Raw genomic sequence first — 16,635 nt, 5'->3', positions numbered from 1 at the left:
GTCTCGCGCGGTGGATCCGCTACACAAGCACGTCTTCGACCGGTTGGAACGCTTCTACGACGCGGTGCCCCGCGACGCCGCCGGTGCGGAGGAGCATGGTGGGCTGGTGCTGTTCGTCCGCGATGGCGCCGGGTGGCCGTTCTACGCCCGCCCGCGCATCGACGCCACCGAGCCGCCGTCGCTCGCCGACGTGACGTCGGTCCGCGAGCGCCAGCGGAAGCTGGGTCTGCCGGAAGCCTTCGAGTGGGTGCACGAGACGACGCCCGAGCTGCTGGCGGTGGCCCGCTCGGCGGGGCTGAACGTGCTGGAGGCGCCGCTGATGGTGCTCGACCCCAGCGCGCTGCCCGACCCGGCGACGCTGTCCGACGCGGCGGTGCGGGTGCTGGCGGCGGACTCCCCCGGCTTCGCCGCCGATGTCGCCGCCCGGCGTGCGGTGGCAGCGGTGTCGTTCGCCGCCGCCGGCACCGCGCGCGGTGAGGCCGGCCCGGCCGAGCGCGACGCCGCCGTCACCGAACTCGAACTGGCCGCGCTCGACGAGGAGCGCACCCGGATCGCCGACGGCCGGCGGATCTCCGCGCTGGCCGGCACGCCGACCGAGGGCGCGCTGGCCAGCGGCATGGCGATGCGGGTGGACGACGTCGCGGAGATCGCCGGGGTGGCCACCCTGCCGTCCGCCCGGCGACGCGGGCTGGGTGCCGCGCTCACCGCCACCCTGGCCCGGGAACTGCTGGCCGCCGGCACCGACCTGGTCTTCCTCTCCGCCGGCAGCGAGGAGATCGCGCGGGTCTACCTGCGGGTCGGCTTCCGCCGCATCGGCACCGCCTGCATCGCCGAACCCGCCGCCCTCATCTCCTGACCCGCCGCGCCCGCCTGCCCTGCCCGGCGACCGAGGTCAGGTCGGTGGGCGCCACTGCGCGGCGGAGGCGGCGGCGCTGGAGAGCAGCCGCGAGTTGATCGTGCCGAGGGCGGCGTCCCGGGCGCGCAGCGCCAGCCGGCCCCGGGTCTGCAGCACCGCCGACATCCGCCGGGTCTGCCGGACCACCGTCGCGGCCCGGGGACGGCGCACCCGGTCGTACGCCACGACGGCGTCGGGCAGCCGCGCCTCCCGCAGCAGCGAGGAGAGGGTGGCGGCGTCCTCGAACGCGAGGCAGGCGCCCTGCCCGAGGTGCGGCGGCATGGCGTGCGCCGCGTCGCCGAGCAGCACCACCCCACCTGGACCGACCGGAAAGCCGTACGCCCGGGGCAGCGGGCGCAGCTCGCGAACCTCCTGCTGGACCAGGTCGGCCGGGTTGGTGGCCTCGAGCAGCGCGCCGACCGGCGCGGGCCAGTCCGCGTACCAGCGGCGCAGCAGGGCGAGCTGGGTCTCCGGTGGTTCCGGGCGTGGCGCGCCGGCGGCGGTGGCCACCCAGTAGATGCCGCCACGGCTGGACCCGCCCGAGGAACCGCGCTCACCCAGCGACGCGGCCACGAACCGGTAACCCGCGCCGAGAATCTCACCGGCCAACGGCTGGTCGTCGGGGAGTCGAGGGGCCTGGTACCAGGGGATGACGGCCCGCCAGGCGGCGCACCCGGAGCTGACCACCCGGGACTCGGGTGCGAGTTGGCGGCGGATGCCGCTGTCCGTGCCGTCGGCGGCGACCACCAGATCGGCCTCGATGGTGTGCCGCCCGTCGCTGACGCCCGGTCGCTCGCCCGGCTCGACACGGACGTGGCGCACCGTCACCCCGGTCCGCAGCTCGACCCGGTCACCGAGGCCGGCGATCAACGCGTCGTGCAGGTCCTCCCGGTGCACCACCACCGGCATCCGGTCGGCCGGGATCGGCCGGGGCTGCACCAGCCAGTGCCCGTCCGGGCGACGGACGCCACCGTCGGGCAACGGGGTGGCGATGGCGGCCAGCCCGGCGCCGAGACCGAGGGCCTGCAGCGCGCGGACACCGTTGGGCCAGAGCACCACGGCGGTCGGTTCGGGGCGAACCCGTTCGGCGCGTTCCAACACTGTGACCTGCCAGCCGGAACGGGCCAGCGCGCCGGCCACCGCGAGGCCACCGACCCCTGCGCCGACCACCACCGCGCTTCGCATCGGTGCCGCCTCCGCTCAGCTGTCCCGGTCGGCGGGACGCGCGCCAGTGGCGTCGGCCCGCTCGGTGCGCTCTGCGGACGGCTCGTCCGTCGGCTCGTCGTCGCGCGACGCGACGTCGGCGGGAACCGTGTCGCCGGACGGCTCGCCGTCGTCCGGCCGGGAGTCGTCGGCGCTCGTCGGCGGTACGACGCCGGTGTCCCGCCAGGCGGCGTACTGCTCCTCGCTCACCACCCGGTAACCCTCCGGCGCGGCGGCCCGCGCGGGGGTCTCCCGCTCGGAGAGGTCGACCTGGGAGAGGTCGGAGGTGGGGGGCGGGGTCGTCGTCGCCGCGCCCAGCGGGATCAGGTAGTCCCGAGGGCCGCGCACCCGGACGAAGTAGATCAGGGCACCGAGGAAGACCAGGGCGGCGGTCCAGACGTTGAGGCGTACGCCGAGGATCTGGTTGGCCTCGTCGGTGCGCATCAGCTCGATCCAGAACCGGCCGGCGGTGTAACCCATCACGTAGAGCGCGAACGCCCGGCCCCGGCCCAGCTTGAGCCGGCGGTCGAGGATGAGCACCAGGGCCACCACGCCGAGGTTCCACAGCGCCTCGTAGAGGAAGGTGGGCTGGTAGAGGCCCGGTTCGAGGATGGGCTGCCCGGCGTCGTCACGCAGCGCGTGGCCCGGGTTGTCCGGGTCCATCCGATGGATCTCCAGACCCCACGGCAGTGTGGTCCGGGCACCGAAGAGTTCGTTGTTGAACCAGTTGCCGACCCGGCCGACCGCCTGGGCCAGCGGCAGCCCGGGGGCCAGCGCGTCGGCCACCACGCTGAACGGAATGCCGAGTTGCCGGGCGGCGATCCACGCGCCGACCGCCCCACCGGCGACAGCACCCCAGATGCCGAGACCGCCCTCCCAGATGGCGAACGCCTTCATCGGGTCCCCACCGGCGCCGAAGTACTTCTCGGGTGAGGTGATCACGTGGTAGATCCGGGCGCCGATGATGCCCGCGGGCACCGCCCAGACGGCGATGTCGAGCACCGCGCCGGGCGCGACGCCGCGTTGCCGCAGCCGGCGCTCCGTCACCCAGCAGGCCAGCACGATGCCGGCGATGATGCAGAGCGCGTAGGCCCGGATCGGCACCGGCCCGAGCTGCCAGACCGCGGTGCTGGGACTGGGCAGGGCCGCCTGGGGAGAGAGCGAGGCGAGGGTCACGGGTGCACACGCTACCGCTGCACACCCCCGCAGCGGCACCCCGGGCGGCGGGAGCGCGCATCCCGATGACTTCTGGTTTGCACCGTCGTAGGCTCTTTGTCCATGAGCGCGCTCACCTGGGCGGTCGCCGCGGTCGTCACCGACGACACCGGTCGGGTGCTGCTCTGCCAGCAGGGCCGGGGCACCCGCCGCTACGCGTTGCCCGGCGGGCGGCTGCGTCCGGCCGAGGGCCCGGTGCGGGCCGCCCTCCGGGACATCCGCGCGGAGACCGGCTGGGACATCGAACTGGTCGACCTGGTCGGCGTCTACCACCTTGCCGGCCCGGCCGGGGTGGCCGCCGCCGGGCGCGCCGGGCCGCTGCCGGACGTCCTCGCGCACGTGTTCCGGGCCCGCGCGGCCGGGGCCCGACCTTCCTGCGACCCACCGCCGGGCTGCCGGTTGTCCTGGCACTCCCCCGACGCGCTGCCCGCGGTGGTCACCCCACTCACCCGGGCCGCCGTCACCGACGCGACCGCCGGCCGCTCCGGGGTGCTCCGCGACGTCCCCTGGGCACCCGACACCGCCGACCCCGCGTCACTCCCGGCGGCTCGGCCCGCCGAGGAGGGCCGGCCGGCAGCCGACCAGGGCACGCAGCCGCCGCGAACCAGCCAGGACAGGCAGTCGCCCGGGACCAGCCAGGACGGGCAGCGGCCCGGCACCGGCCAGGACGGGCAGCGGCCCGGCACCGGCCAGGACGGGCATCCGGGGGCGGGGCAGCCGCCGGAGCAACGCGGCGAGGCCGCGAACCCGTCCCTGCACCCCTGACAAGCAGCAACCGTTCCGAGCTTCGTCGCGTGCCCGCAGACACCTTCGCCGCCGCCTCATGCGAATGAGCGACAGGCAAAATGCCCCCACGCGGCGCGGACGGCCGCCGCGAGCGGCGAGGGGTCGTCGAGGGCGGGCTCAGCGGCTGGGGTTACGGACGCCCTCGGCCAGCTCGGCGCTGAGGGTACGCAGGGCGGCCAGCCCCTCCGCCTCGGTGGGCGCGTCGAGCAGGCACCGGATCAACGCGCTGCCCACGATCACCCCGTCGGCGTAACCGGCGACGGTGCCGGCCTGCGCGCCGGTGCCCACACCAAGGCCGACACCGACCGGCAGGTCGGTCACCGCGCGGGCCCGCGACACCAGCGTCGGGGCGGCGTCGGAGGTACGCGCCCGCGCACCGGTCACCCCCATCACGGCGGTCGCGTAGACGAAGCCGCGGCAGTGCCGCACCGTCATCGCCAGCCGGGCGTCAGTGGACGACGGCGAGATCAGGAACGTGCGGTCCAAACCGTGCGCGTCCGAGGCGGCCAGCCACTCGTCGGCCTCGTCGGGGATGAGGTCCGGGGTGATCAGGCCGGTGCCGCCGGCCGAGGCGAGGTCACGGGCGAAGACGTCCACGCCGTACCGCTCGACCGGGTTCCAGTAGGTCATGGTGACCACCGGGGCACCGGTCGCCGCCACCGCCTCGATGATGCGCATCGTGTCCGCGGTGCGTACGCCCCCGGCCAGCGCGATGTCACTGGCCCGCTGGATCACCGGACCGTCCATCACCGGGTCGGAGTAGGGGATCTCCACCTCGATGACGTCGACGCCGGCCTCGACCATGGCGGTCATCGCGGCGATGCTGCCCTCGACGGTCGGGAACCCGGCCGGCATGCAGCCGACCAGCAGTGCCCGTCCGTCGGCGCGGGCCTTGTCGAAGGCCACCCCGATCCGGCTCATCTCACCGCTCCTTGTCGAGGATGCCGAAGTAGTCGCCGGCGGTGTGCACGTCCTTGTCGCCCCGCCCGGACAGGTTGACCACGATGGTGGGCTCCCGGCCCAGCTCGGCGGCGAGCTTCGGGGCCAGCGCGACGGTGCCGGCGAGCGCGTGGGCGCTCTCGATGGCCGGGATGATGCCCTCGGTGCGGCAGAGCAGCTCGAAGGCGGCCATCGCCTCGTCGTCGGTGACCGGCAGGTAGCTCGCCCGGCCGGTGTCGTGCAGCCACGCGTGCTCCGGCCCGACACCGGGGTAGTCCAGGCCGGCGGAGATCGAATGCGACTCCAGGGTCTGCCCGTCGGCGTCCTGCAGCACGAAGGTGCGGGTGCCGTGCAGCACCCCGGCGGACCCGCCGGTGATGCTCGCCGCGTGCCGGCCGGTGGCCACCCCGTCGCCGCCGGCTTCGAAGCCGTACAGCCGCACCGCCTGATCGCCCACGAACGCGTGGAAGATGCCGAGCGCGTTGGAGCCGCCGCCGACGCAGGCGGTGACGGCGTCCGGCAGCCCACCGGTGAGGTCCAGGCACTGCTGGCGGGCCTCGTCACCGATGCCCCGGACGAAGTCGCGCACCATCGCCGGGAACGGGTGCGGGCCCGCGGCGGTGCCGATCAGGTAGTGCGTCTCGTCGACGTTGGCCACCCAGTCGCGCATCGCCTCGTTCATCGCGTCCTTGAGGGTGCGCGAACCATTGGTGACCGGAACGACCGTCGCGCCGAGCATCCGCATCCGGGCCACGTTGAGCGCCTGCCGCTCGGTGTCGACCTCGCCCATGTAGACCACGCACTCGAGGTCGAACAGGGCGGCGGCGGTCGCGGTGGCGACACCGTGCTGACCGGCACCGGTCTCCGCGATCACCCGGGTCTTGCCCATCCGCTTGGTGAGCAGCGCCTGGCCGAGCACGTTGCGCACCTTGTGCGCGCCCGTGTGGTTGAGGTCCTCGCGCTTGAGCAGCACCCGCGCGCCGACCTTCGCCGAGAACCGCCGGGCCTCGTAGAGCAGCGACGGTGTGCCGGCGTAGTCGCGCAGCAGCGCGCCGAACTCGGCCCGGAAGGACTCGTCCGCCATCGCCGTACGCCACGCCCCGTCGAGCTCGTCCAACGCGGCCACCAGGGCCTCGGGAACGAACCGGCCGCCGAAGCGGCCGAAGTGACCGGCGGAGTCGGGCTGCGGGCCGGCCACCGGGGCCAGCGCGTCGGCGCTCATCGGGAATCCTCTCGGTGGTACGTCAGGCCGGCGCGGGGTCAGCGCACCGGCCGGGGCGTTGCCGGGTGGTTGCCGGCGTTGACCAACTCGGCGACCGCCTCGCGGGGGCTCTTCTGAGTGACCAGGCCCTCGCCCACGAGGACCGCGTCGGCGCCCGCGGAGGCGTACCGGATCAGGTCGTGCGGGCCACGAACGCCGGATTCGGCGATCTTGACGACGCTGCTGGGCAGACCGGGCGCGATCCGCTCGAACACCGACCGGTCAACCTCCAGGGTACGCAGGTCACGGGCGTTGACCCCGATCACCTGCGCGCCGGCCTCCAGCGCGCGGTCGGCCTCCTCCTCGTCGTGCACCTCGACCAGAGCGGTCATGCCCAGCGACTCGATCCGCTCCAGCAGACCCATCAGGACGTTCTGCTCGAGTGCGGCGACGATCAGCAGGACCAGGTCGGCGCCGTGCGCGCGGGCCTCGTGGATCTGATAGCTGGAGACCACGAAGTCCTTGCGCAGCACCGGCACGGTGACCGCGGCACGGACCGCCGCCAGGTCGTCCAACGAACCGCCGAACCAGCGCCCCTCGGTCAGCACGCTGATCGCCCGCGCCCCACCGGCCGCGTAGTCGACGGCGAGATCGGCCGGATCGGCGATCTCGGCCAGCCGGCCCTTGGACGGCGACGAACGCTTCACCTCGGCGATCACGGCCACGCCGGGCTTACGCAGCGCCGCGTACGCGTCCATGGGCGGCGGCGCCGCCGCTGCCAGTTCACGGATCCGCTCCAGCGGAACCTGCTCCTGGCGTCGGGCGACGTCTTCACGCACGCCGGCCAGAATCTCGTCGAGCACGCTTACGGACGCTGCCTGGCCGGCCTCGTCCCCCTCCGCGTGCGCATGCTCAGCAGTCACGAACGGACTCCCCTCTCCGGGCGTCATGGGCCGATGCTAGGGGCAGCCGACCGACGCCGGACGCCGGGGGTATGGCGCTGCTCACGAAAAGGGCTGCGGCATAATGGCCGACCTGCCGTGAATGGGTTGTCACGCAGCGCCACCTCCGGTATCGACCACCGTCACGCGGTACGGAGCCTGACGGCCGCAGTCGGACCGGGCCGATCCATCGATCATGCCACCAGTTGCCGCCCGCCGCCCGACGGCAACGATATCGATCGATGCTGTGAGCAAGCTCAAGGCCGAACGGCCGGTCCCAGGTCACGACCGAGGCGGGACAGTTGACCGGGCGGTCACCCCGGCGAAACGTCGACGGGCCAGCATCGTCCTCGGGCAGACTCGATGGCGCGCCTGCCCCACGCCACAACTCCTCGTGCGAGGTGACCATGAGCATTTCCGAACCGCACCCGACCATCGGACTGACCACCATCTCGCGGACGGTCGCGTCACTCGCCGTCGGGGTCGTGCACACCGTGGAACGGGCCGTGGTGGGCGAGGCACGGATGCGGACGGCACGGGGCAACGCCTGGGAGGCGGTCTGCGCCGACCGGGCCCGCGCCGACCAGCGCGCGGAACTCAACCGCCTGGTCGCCGAACTGACCGCCGCCCGCGCCGCGAGTCGCCGCGCCGAGTGGGAGCGCCAGCCGGTCGGCTGACAGCCGCCGACCGCCGCGCCCACCGCGTCAGTCGGCCGTCGGATCCTCGCCCCGGTCCAGCGCGTCCCACACCTCGGTGGTCCGCCGCCCCGCCAACGGGGTCGACGACCCGGCCGGGTCACCCTGCGCCGACGCCGCCTGCGCAGTGGTCCGCGCCGGACGTTCGTACCGGGCGCCCATCGCCGGCCACTCACCGCCCCGCAACGCCGTCCACCAGCCGCCCACCGCGGCCAGCAGACCGCCCAGCAGGCAGAGCGCCGGCCACTGCCGGCTCACCGCGCCGCCCACGTCGGCCACCAGCCCGTACCCGCCGCCGGCCGCCACGGCCAGGCCGAGCACGCCGAGCAGCACACCCAGTGCCCGCCGCAGGCGGCCCCGGGTGGCCAGCACCGCACCACCCCCGGCCAGGGTCACCAGCGCCAACGCCGGCAGCCAGGGCAGCAGACTCGCACCGCTGCGCGTGTCGCGCACCGGCGGCAGCGGCGCCGGACGTACCGACATCTCGACCGACCAACTCCGCGTGGCCGCCCACAGCGCCAGGCCCGCGCCGGCCAGGCAGAGCAGCACGGCGTACGTCAACGCCCGCCGGCCCACGACGGCCCGCTCCCCACTCACTGAGTCTGCCTTTCGTTCGCGACTGCGGGGCTCCGCTGCGCTGCACTCCTCGCGCTCACCGAGCGGGCCGGAGGGTCTCGGCGGCCGCGATCGCGGCCAGCACGGCCGCTGCCTTGTTCCGCGTCTCCTGATCCTCGGCGGCCGGGTCCGAGTCGGCGACCACACCCGCCCCGGCCTGCACGTAGGCGCGGCCGTCGCGGATCAACGCGGTCCGGATGGCGATCGCCATGTCCAGGTCGCCGCCGAAGCCGAAATAGCCGACGGTGCCGCCGTAGAGACCACGACGGACCGGCTCCAACTCCTCGATGATCTCCATGGCCCGCACCTTCGGCGCCCCGGAGAGCGTGCCGGCCGGGAAGGTCGCCGCCAACGCGTCGAAGGCGCTCTGGTCGTCACGCAACGTGCCGGTGACGGTGGAGACGATGTGCATGACGTGGCTGTACCGCTCGATGGTCGCGAACTCGGGCACCTCCACGCTGCCGGGCTGGCAGACCCGACCCAGATCGTTGCGGCCGAGGTCGACCAGCATCACGTGCTCGGCCCGCTCCTTCGGGTCCGCGAGCAGCTCGGCGGCGAGCGCCGCGTCGGCGGCGGGGGTGCCACCTCGCGGCCGGGTGCCGGCGATCGGGTGCAGCAACGCCCGGCGCCGCCCGTCCGCGCCGCCGGTGACCTTCAGGTGCGCCTCCGGAGACGAGCCGACGATGTCGAACCCGTCGAAGCGCAACAGGTACATGTACGGGCTGGGGTTGCTGGTGCGCAGCACCCGGTAGACGTCCAGCGGGTCGGCGTGGGTCGTCCGCTCGAAACGCTGGGAGAGCACGATCTGGAAGCACTCACCGGCCCGGATCGCCTCCTTGGCCGCCTCCACCGCCTTCGGATAACCGCCCTCCGGCGTACGGCAGAGCACCTCTCCGGCCGGCGGACGCTCGACGGTGGAGATCATCGGCGGGATGGGCCGGGACAACGCCGTGGTCATCGCGTCCAACCGGCCCACCGCGTGGTGGTAGGCGGCGGCGACCTGCGGGGCGCGGTCCGGGGCGTCCAACGGCGGCAGCACCGCGTTGGCGACCAGGATCGCCGAGCCGTCGTAGTGGTCGAGCACCACCAGGTCGGTGGCGAGCATCATGCCCACCATCGGGACGCCCAGGTCGTCCTCGGTCAGCTCGGGCAACCGCTCGAACCGCCGGATCAGGTCGTAGCCGAGGTAGCCGACCATGCCCCCGGTCAACGGCGGCAGACCGTCGGACGGGTCCCCGACCGGCCCGGCCAGCGCCGCGACCGTCTCCCGCAACATCCGCACCGGGTCACCCTCGGTGGGCAGCCCGCTCGGCGGCTGACCGAGCCAGGTCGCCACGCCGTCGCGTTCGATCAGGGTGGCGCTGCTGCGCACCCCGATGAACGAGTACCGCGACCAGGCCATCCCGGCCGAACCAACGCCCTGTTCAGCCGATTCCAACAGGAACGTGCCCGGCCCACCGGCCAGCTTGCGGTAGACGCCGACCGGGGTCTCCGCGTCGGCCAACAGCCGCCGGGTCACCGGCACCACCCGCCACTCGGCGGCCAACGCGGTGAAAGTGGCCAGGTCAGGGCTGAGCGAGCCGTCGGTCATGAGTGCGCCTCCGTCCCGGTGACGGGCAGCTCGGTGAAGAAGCAGGTCCGGTGGCCGGTGTGGCAGGCCGCGCCGACCTGGTCCACGCTCACCAGCAGCGCGTCCCCGTCGCAGTCCAGGGCGACCGACCGCACGTACTGGTGGTGCCCTGAGGTGGCGCCCTTGACCCAGTATTCGCGTCGGCTGCGCGACCAGTAGGTGGCCCGGCCGGTGGTCAGGGTGCGGTGCAAGGCCTCGTCGTCCATCCAGGCGACCATCAGCACCTCACCGGAGTCGTGCGCGCGCACCACGGCGGCGACCAGACCGTCGGCGGTGCGGCGCAGCTGGGCCGCGATGGCCGGGTCGAGCCGGGAGGGGCGCGCCGGCGCGGGCGCGGCCAGCTCGTTCGGGTCGCTGGGTACGCCGGTCACCGGCGGGTCAGGTACGGGCACAGTGAGCAATTCTCCCGCACGCGGCGCGGGCGCCGCCGACCGCTCCCGCCAGGGCTGAGGCGAGGGCCCCGAGGGCCGGGTCTGCGGCGGGGACGAGGGCTGCGGCGCGGGCCCCGCCGGCCGCGCCAACTGGGCGACGTAGCGGTCCAACCGGCCGTCGACCAGGGCGGCGGCCAGGTCCGCGCCAGCCGTGTCGGCGATCTCCTCGGCGTACGGCCGGATCAACGGCAGGGTGCCGGCGACCAACCGGACGGCGGCGGCCCAGAGCTGCCCGGTAGCGCCCGGGCGCAGCCCGAGGCAGAGCAGCATGTCCGACCGGTAGCCCGGTGGGGTCACCGGCAGTTCCAGGGCCGCCGCGAAGGCCGCCCGGCGGGAGTGGACCCGCACGGACGGGTTGGCCGGGCGGAGCACCGAGGGACAGAGCCGCGCCAGGTCGGCGACGGCGAGCCGGACCCCGAGGCGGTCGTTGGCCGCGCGGGCGGCGGCGGCCTTACCCAGCGTGGCGATCATCTCTTCCAGCCGGGGCGGCTCGGCGGGCTGACACAGCACTGGCAGGTCGATCCGGGGCCGCCAGTGCGGGTCGGCCCAGAGCAGCCGCGCCGGCGCGGTGACCGGTAGCCCGAACGCCCAGTCGGCCGGTTCGCCGAGGCGGTGCACCCAGGACCGGACGTCACGGGCGGCCACCGAGACGTGGGTGAGCTGGCCTGCGGACTCGGCCAGGTAGGCCCGGCGGGCCGCGTATGGGGCGCCGCCGACCAGCACGTCCAGGTCGACGTCGCTGTGCGCGGTGGCGGCGCGGCGGGCGTGGCTGCCGCGCAACAGGATGCCGACGACCGGCCGCTCGGCGGCCTGCCGCAACCGCGCGGCCCAATCCTCGAGAAAACCGCTATCCGGTAACGGAGCGTGACCCACGGCGCCATCGTGCCGCACGTCCGATCGGTGCGCAATGCCCGTTGGCGGACTTCGTGTCCGGTCCGGAGCTTACTGCCCGTTCTCGCACTGGGCGCAACGGTCGGCGCCCAGTTGTCGATTCCGGGCCGTTGCGTGGGGCGCGGTATTTCATCTAGCGTTGAGTTCAACAGGTGATGAGTTTGTGGAGGTGTGCGATGGACGATGCGATAGCCGTCCGGGACCTGGTCGTCGACCGGGGTGGGCGGCGGGTGCTGGACGGCATCAGCTGCCGGGTGCCGCGCGGCGCGGTCACCGGGCTGCTCGGCCCCAGTGGCAGCGGCAAGACCACCTTCATGCGCGCGGTGGTCGGGGTGCAGGTGGTCGCCAGCGGGACGGTCACCGTGCTCGGCCAACCGGCGGGCACTCCCGCGCTGCGACACCGGGTGGGCTACCTGACCCAGGCGCCGAGCGTCTACGCCGACCTGACCGTCCGGGAGAACGCCCGCTACTTCGCGACCCTGTACGGGCGTGGGCGCGCCGAGGCCGATCGGGCGATCAGCGATGTCGGGCTGGCCGAGGCGGCCGGTCAGCTGGTCGGCACCCTCTCCGGCGGTCAACGCAGCCGAGCCTCGTTGGCGTGCGCCCTGGTCGGGGAGCCGGAGCTGGTCATCCTCGACGAGCCGACCGTCGGTCAGGACCCGGTGCTGCGCGCCGACCTGTGGGCCCGGTTCCACGCGATGGCCGCCGCCGGCACCACCCTGCTGGTGTCCAGCCACGTGATGGACGAGGCGGCCCGGTGCGACCGCCTGCTGCTGATCCGTCAGGGGCGGTTGATCGCCGACGACAGCCCGGCCGCGATCCGCGCCGCCGCCGGTGTGGACGACCTCGACGAGGCGTTCCTGCGGCTCATCCGGGCCGGCGAGGCCGCCTCCACCAGCACCGACGCGACCGCCGCACGGGAGACAGCATGAGCCCGCGAATCCTCGCCGCCACCACCGGCCGCATCCTTCGTCAGCTCCGGCACGACCGGCGGACCATCGCGCTGCTCGTGGTGGTGCCGGCCGTCCTGCTCACCCTGGTCTACTTCATGTACGCTGACCAGCCGACCCCGCCCGGTCAGCCGAGCACCTTCGACCGGATCGCGCTGGTGATGCTCGGCATCTTCCCCTTCGTGATCATGTTTCTGGTGACCAGCATCGCCATGCTGCGCGAACGCACCTCGGGCACGCTGGAGCGGCTGCTCACCACCCCGCTGGGCAAGCTCGACCTGCTCTTCGGGTACGGCATCGCGTTCGGGCTGGCCGCCGCCGTGCAGGCCGCCGTCGCCGCCGCCGTGGCGTACTGGATCTTCGGTCTGGAGACCGCCGGCAGCATCGGGCTGGTGATCGGGATCGCCGTGCTCGACGCGGTGCTCGGCGTCGCCCTCGGGCTGCTGTGCAGTGCCTTCGCGCGCACCGAGTTCCAGGCAGTACAGTTCCTGCCGGTCGTGGTGATCCCCCAACTGCTGCTCTGCGGGCTGTTCGTGGCCCGCGACCAGATGGCCGGCTGGCTCCAGGCGCTCAGTGACGCCTTCCCCCTGTCGTACGCCATCGAGGCTTTGCAGGAGGTCGGTGCCCACGCCGAACCGACCGGCCGGATGTGGCGGGATGTCGCGGTGGTGCTCGGCGCGGTGGTGCTGGCGCTGGTGCTCGCGGCGGCGACCCTGCGCCGACGCAGCGGCTGACCGCCGACGCCGGGGGCGGCGGCCGGCACGGCTGCTGACCCCGGCGTTGACCGGGCCGGCCCACCACGGCCCCAGGCGGACGAACGAAGGGCGGCGATGACGCGGCGAACCGGCCGGCGACCCGGCAAACCGGGCACCCGGGAGGCGATCCTCGACGCGGCGCGGGCGGCGTTCGCCGAACGGGGCTTCGACGCCGCCTCGATCCGGGCCATCGCCGGCACGGCTGAGGTCGATCCCGCGCTGGTGCACCACTACTTCGGCAGCAAGGACCAGCTCTTCCTGGCCGCGATGAACTTTCCGGTCGACCCCGGTCAGCTGGTGCCGAAAGTGCTCGCCGGTGACCGGGACGCCGTCGGCGAGCGGATGGTGCGTACGTTCCTCGGCGTCTGGGACTCCCCGGCCGGCAGCGCCGCGCAGGCACTGCTGCGTTCCGCGGTGAGCAACGAGTGGACGGCTCGACTGCTGCGGGAGTTCGTCACCACCCAGGTGCTGCGCCGGGTACTCGAAAACCTCGACGTCGATCCGGCCGAGCTGCCGCTGCGGGGCTCCCTGGTGGCCAGCCAGATGATCGGCCTGGCCATGATGCGGCACGTGGTACGCCTTGAGCCGGTCGCCTCGGCCGACCCGGAAACCCTGGCGGTCATGGTCGGCCCCACGATCCAGCGTTACCTCACCGGCCCGCTGCCGACCTGACCCCACCCCACCTAGCCCCCTCGACCCCAACCCCCTCCCGCGATCTTGCACTTTCTGCGCCGACATAAGGGATGCAACTCGCATATCGGCAACCGAAAGTGCAAGATCGGCGCGGCAGAGGGCCGGGGCCTGGGGGGGGGAGTGGGGTGGGTGGGTGGGGGCCGTGAGTCGCAGCGGGGGGAGCAGACGGGGGAGGTCGGCCGGGTCGGCCAGCGGGTTCGGGAAGGTCAGCCGGACCCGACGTCGGGCACCGGGTCGACCGAGGGCGACCAGCAGCCCGTAGCGGTCGATGCGCACCACCCGGGGAGGTCCGTCCGGGGTCTGCCCGGTCAACCCGAGCTGCTGGCACAGGTACTCGGTCACCTGGGCGCCGTGGCACTCGGCGAGGTCGGCGAGCAGACGGGCCTCGACCGGGTGCACCGGGTCCGGCTCGGCCTCGGCGTACGCCACCGGGTCGATCCGGTGCACGACGCCGGCCCGCTCCCAACGGACCTCGACCACCTCGAAGCGGAACAACCGGAACCGGGTGCCCAGGTCGAGCAGGTCCCCGGTCGGCTCGACCGCGGCGAAGTCGACAGCGCCCTGGCGGGCCTCGTCGCCGCGCAGCTCGGCCGCCCAGCCGGACACCCAGGCCCGCCCCAGGCCGGGCGCACCGGCGGCGGGCGGCAGGTCGAGCACGTCGAGCACCACCGCGACGTCACCGCTGCCGGGCGCCGGTTGCAGGGCGGCGGCCAGGTGACTGGCCACCGGCACCAGCAACAGCACCCGCCCGTCCGAGTCGGTGACGTGCCGGGCGTGGTGCGGGCCCGGCCGGTGGGCCAGGTGCACCAGACCGGGCAGGCGGCCGGCGACGAGGGTACGGACGATCTCGGCGGAGTTGGGCCGCATGGGCGCGACCTCCTTAGAAGGTTAGGCTTACCTAACCCGGAGCCTAGAGCACCCGGCCGTCGGCGTCCACCACACCGCAGCACCTCACCGGGTCTGCTCCAACCAGGAGGCGTAGAGCAGCCCGTACACCGAGTCGGCGTCGCGGACCAGCTCGTCGTGCGGGCCGCGCTGCACCACCCGACCCCGGTCCACCACGATCACCTCGTCGGCGGCCTGCGCCGTGGAGAGCCGGTGCGCGATCGCGAGGGTGGTCCGGCCCCGGGTGACCGCGTCCAGCGTGCGCTGCAACCGCACCTCCGTCGCCGGGTCCACCGCGCTGGTCGCCTCGTCGAGCACGAGCAGATCCGGGTCAGCCACGTACGCGCGGGCCAACGCGACAAGCTGACGCTCGCCGACGCTGAGCGCCTCGCCGCGCTCCCCGACGGGAGTGTCCAGGCCCGCCGGCAGACCCTCCAGCCAGTCCGACAGACCCAGCTCGGTGAAAGCGGTGCTCAGCTGCTCGTCGGTCAACTCCGGCCGAGCGAAACGGACGTTGTCCCCCACTGTCGCGTCGAACAGGAACCCGTCCTGCGGCACCATCACCACGCGCGAGCGCAGCGAATCGAACCGGACATCCGTCAACGGCACCCCGGACAGCAGCACCGCCCCGGCCGACGGGTCCATCAGCCGGGTCAGCAGCTTGGCGAACGTGGTCTTGCCGCTGCCGGTCTCACCGACCACCGCCACCCGACTCTTCGCCGCGATCTCCAGCTCGATGTCGTGCAACACCGGCGGCCCACCCGGATAGGCGAACCGCACCCCGGTGAACCGGATGTCCAGCGGCCCGCCCGGCAACTCCCGCCCCTGCTCCCCCGGGTCGGCCACGTCCGGGGCGACGTCCAGCACGTCCAACACCCGACGCCAGCCGGCAATCGCGTTCTGCGCCTCGTTGAGCACCTCGGTGGCGATCTGCACCGGCTGGATGAAGAGCGTCACCAGGAAGAGGAACGCGGTCAGCTGGCCGATCGACAGCGTGCCGTCCACCCCCAACACCACACCCAGCACCACCACGCCGGCCAGCGCCAGCCCCGCCGCCAACTCCCCGACCGAGCTGCCCACGATGCTGATCCGGATCGCCCGCTGCTGCGCCAGCCGCTGCTTGTCGATCGCCTCGTCCAGCCGCCGCTCCGTACGCCCGGCGATCCCGTACGCCCGGATCACCGGCGCGCCCACCACGCTCTCGCCGATCGCGCCGAGCAGCGTCCCGGTGCGCTGGCGCACCGTCGCGTACGCCGAGCCGAGGCGGCGTTGCAACTGCCGGATGACGAACACCGCCGGCAGGAACGCGGCCAGCACCACCAGTGTCAACTGCCAGGAGTACGCCAGCATGACGGCGGTGGTGACCACCAGCTGACCCAGGTTGACCAGCAGGATCACCCCGCCCCACTGGAGGAACTGGGTGATCTGGTCGACGTCGCTGGTCACCCGCGAGACCAACGAACCCCGCCGCTCCGACTGCTGGTGCAACATCGACAGGTCGTGCACGTGCCGGAACGCCCGCGTCCGGACATTGGCCAACGCCGTCTCGCTGACCGTGAACAGCCGGCGCATCATCAGGTAGCCGCAGATCGTGGTGATCGTCAGGATCGCCGCGGTGATCGCCACCACCGTCCAGACCACGGTCAGGTTCAGACCGCCGACGAGGCCCCGGTCGATGCCCTGCTGCACCGCCACCGGCACGGCGACCCGACCGACCATGTAGACCAACGCCAGGCCCAACGTGCCGGCCAGGCCGATCCGTAGCTCCGGCGAGAGCGCCAGGCCCCTGCGCAGGGTCTGCCAGGTCGTCTCCTCCCGCTGCCCGCGCTCCTCGACACTCACCGGGTCACGCCTTTCGTTCGCGACTGCGGGGCTCCGCTTCGCTGCACTCCTCGCGCTCACCGGGCCTG

Annotated in this window: 15 protein-coding genes and 2 pseudogenes; 6 read left to right on the top strand and 11 right to left on the bottom strand. The window is 73.6% G+C overall.

Annotated elements, in window-relative coordinates; all coding sequences use genetic code 11:
• Nucleotides 1-10: 10 nt before the first annotated feature.
• A complete protein-coding gene (locus KBX26_RS20340) occupies nucleotides 11-856 on the top strand; it encodes a GNAT family N-acetyltransferase (RefSeq protein WP_210857748.1) in 846 nt (281 codons plus the stop codon).
• A gap of 36 nt (nucleotides 857-892) precedes the next feature.
• On the opposite strand, the gene KBX26_RS20335 is transcribed toward KBX26_RS20340, so the two are convergent.
• Both KBX26_RS20335 and lgt read right to left on the bottom strand, forming a co-directional pair.
• Entirely contained in the window at nucleotides 893-2,080 is a 1,188-nt protein-coding gene (locus tag KBX26_RS20335) for an NAD(P)/FAD-dependent oxidoreductase (protein ID WP_030334418.1), read from the bottom strand.
• A gap of 15 nt (nucleotides 2,081-2,095) precedes the next feature.
• On the bottom strand, nucleotides 2,096-3,274 hold the full coding sequence (gene lgt, locus KBX26_RS20330; protein ID WP_210857750.1) for a prolipoprotein diacylglyceryl transferase: 1,179 nt from the start codon (nucleotides 3,272-3,274) through the stop codon (nucleotides 2,096-2,098).
• 102 nt (nucleotides 3,275-3,376) lie between these two features.
• On the opposite strand from lgt, the gene KBX26_RS20325 reads away from it, so the two are divergent.
• On the top strand, nucleotides 3,377-4,078 hold the full coding sequence (locus KBX26_RS20325; RefSeq protein WP_210866165.1) for an NUDIX hydrolase: 702 nt from the start codon (nucleotides 3,377-3,379) through the stop codon (nucleotides 4,076-4,078).
• A gap of 138 nt (nucleotides 4,079-4,216) precedes the next feature.
• Here KBX26_RS20325 and trpA read toward each other — a convergent pair whose 3' ends face one another.
• Genes trpA through trpC form a run of 3 tightly spaced genes read right to left on the bottom strand, consistent with a single transcriptional unit; the run spans nucleotide 4,217 to nucleotide 7,102 of the window.
• On the bottom strand, nucleotides 4,217-5,020 hold the full coding sequence (trpA, locus tag KBX26_RS20320; protein WP_210866164.1) for a tryptophan synthase subunit alpha: 804 nt from the start codon (nucleotides 5,018-5,020) through the stop codon (nucleotides 4,217-4,219).
• A gap of 1 nt (nucleotide 5,021) precedes the next feature.
• The gene (trpB, locus tag KBX26_RS20315) at nucleotides 5,022-6,260 is read right to left on the bottom strand and encodes a tryptophan synthase subunit beta (RefSeq protein WP_030334426.1); all 1,239 of its coding nucleotides are present in this window, start codon (nucleotides 6,258-6,260) and stop codon (nucleotides 5,022-5,024) included.
• Nucleotides 6,261-6,298: 38 nt separating this feature from the next.
• Nucleotides 6,299-7,102, bottom strand: a complete 804-nt coding sequence (gene trpC, locus KBX26_RS20310; protein WP_030334428.1) for an indole-3-glycerol phosphate synthase TrpC — start codon at nucleotides 7,100-7,102, stop codon at nucleotides 6,299-6,301.
• Between the two features lie 485 nt (nucleotides 7,103-7,587).
• Here trpC and KBX26_RS20305 point away from each other — a divergent pair, with 485 nt between their 5' ends.
• The gene (locus KBX26_RS20305) at nucleotides 7,588-7,857 is read left to right on the top strand and encodes a hypothetical protein (protein ID WP_030334430.1); all 270 of its coding nucleotides are present in this window, start codon (nucleotides 7,588-7,590) and stop codon (nucleotides 7,855-7,857) included.
• A gap of 27 nt (nucleotides 7,858-7,884) precedes the next feature.
• Here KBX26_RS20305 and KBX26_RS20300 read toward each other — a convergent pair whose 3' ends face one another.
• The 4 genes and pseudogenes from KBX26_RS20300 to KBX26_RS32455 form a co-directional block, all read right to left on the bottom strand.
• Nucleotides 7,885-8,472: a Trp biosynthesis-associated membrane protein gene (locus KBX26_RS20300; RefSeq protein WP_210866163.1), complete on the bottom strand. Its 588-nt coding sequence runs from the start codon at nucleotides 8,470-8,472 to the stop codon at nucleotides 7,885-7,887.
• Between the two features lie 55 nt (nucleotides 8,473-8,527).
• Entirely contained in the window at nucleotides 8,528-10,081 is a 1,554-nt protein-coding gene (locus tag KBX26_RS20295) for an anthranilate synthase component I (protein ID WP_030334434.1), read from the bottom strand.
• Nucleotides 10,078-10,512 carry a phosphoribosyl-AMP cyclohydrolase gene (gene hisI / locus KBX26_RS32460; protein WP_030334436.1) on the bottom strand — a complete coding sequence of 145 codons (435 nt, stop codon included), beginning with the start codon at nucleotides 10,510-10,512 and terminating at the stop codon, nucleotides 10,078-10,080. The genes KBX26_RS20295 and hisI overlap by 4 nt, the downstream gene beginning before the upstream one ends.
• A gap of 225 nt (nucleotides 10,513-10,737) precedes the next feature.
• Nucleotides 10,738-11,022 (bottom strand): annotated as a pseudogene (locus KBX26_RS32455) (phosphoribosyl-AMP cyclohydrolase); the annotation flags it as partial.
• 596 nt (nucleotides 11,023-11,618) lie between these two features.
• Here KBX26_RS32455 and KBX26_RS20285 point away from each other — a divergent pair.
• The 3 genes from KBX26_RS20285 (at nucleotide 11,619) to KBX26_RS20275 (ending at nucleotide 13,819) form a co-directional block, all read left to right on the top strand.
• Entirely contained in the window at nucleotides 11,619-12,374 is a 756-nt protein-coding gene (locus KBX26_RS20285) for an ABC transporter ATP-binding protein (RefSeq protein ID WP_030334438.1), read from the top strand.
• Nucleotides 12,371-13,126 (top strand): ABC transporter permease, encoded by a 756-nt coding sequence (locus KBX26_RS20280; protein ID WP_030334440.1) that lies wholly within the window; start codon nucleotides 12,371-12,373, stop codon nucleotides 13,124-13,126. The genes KBX26_RS20285 and KBX26_RS20280 overlap by 4 nt, the downstream gene beginning before the upstream one ends.
• A 96-nt stretch (nucleotides 13,127-13,222) precedes the next feature.
• On the top strand, nucleotides 13,223-13,819 hold the full coding sequence (locus KBX26_RS20275) for a TetR family transcriptional regulator (RefSeq protein ID WP_030334442.1): 597 nt from the start codon (nucleotides 13,223-13,225) through the stop codon (nucleotides 13,817-13,819).
• A gap of 180 nt (nucleotides 13,820-13,999) precedes the next feature.
• On the opposite strand, the pseudogene KBX26_RS32450 reads toward KBX26_RS20275, so the two are convergent.
• Both KBX26_RS32450 and KBX26_RS20270 read right to left on the bottom strand, forming a co-directional pair.
• Nucleotides 14,000-14,707 (bottom strand): annotated as a pseudogene (locus tag KBX26_RS32450) (DUF2470 domain-containing protein); the annotation flags it as partial.
• A gap of 84 nt (nucleotides 14,708-14,791) precedes the next feature.
• Nucleotides 14,792-16,567 (bottom strand): ABC transporter ATP-binding protein, encoded by a 1,776-nt coding sequence (locus KBX26_RS20270; protein ID WP_030334446.1) that lies wholly within the window; start codon nucleotides 16,565-16,567, stop codon nucleotides 14,792-14,794.
• Between the last annotated feature and the right edge of the window lie 68 nt (nucleotides 16,568-16,635).

The organism is Micromonospora sp. C97 (genome assembly GCF_018070385.1).
GTDB lineage: Bacteria > Actinomycetota > Actinomycetes > Mycobacteriales > Micromonosporaceae > Micromonospora > Micromonospora parva.
This window is presented reverse-complemented; position numbering and strand designations above follow the sequence as displayed.